The 361-nt window shown below is 60.7% G+C and carries 1 protein-coding gene; it reads left to right on the forward strand.

Annotated elements, in window-relative coordinates:
• Positions 1 to 250, forward strand: a 250-nt coding sequence (locus EN852_RS41320; RefSeq protein WP_210238304.1) for a hypothetical protein, incomplete at its 5' end; no start/stop codon positions are given.
• Positions 251 to 361: the final 111 nt, after the last annotated feature.

Genomic DNA, 361 nt, shown 5'->3' on the forward strand with positions numbered 1-361 from the left:
CGGGCATCGGCTCTACGCGCTCGGCCTGCAGCCATATTCCGCGTTTGAGGTCCTCAATTCGTCGTGGATTGCTTCTCTGGAAGAAGCGAACCGGGTTCACCCGCGCCATGTGCCGGAGTTGTTTTCCGGGCGCCGGCACTTCATTCTCACGTTCCACGATTCGACCCTGGAATTCATTGCGCGAGATTTCCAGGTAGGCCTGCGAAAAGGCGCGGTGCTGAAGGCCTTGCTCGAAGCAGTGAACTATTGATGGGCTAGCCTAGCCACAGCCCGGCGACGCTATTCCTGAACGCCTTCGACAAGCTTCTGCAGCGTGGGCCGTGTCGGCGCGAAGAAGGTCGTGCCGGTGTGGGGCGTCGAG

This window comes from Mesorhizobium sp. M2E.F.Ca.ET.209.01.1.1 (assembly GCF_004010375.2).
Classification (GTDB): domain Bacteria; phylum Pseudomonadota; class Alphaproteobacteria; order Rhizobiales; family Rhizobiaceae; genus Mesorhizobium.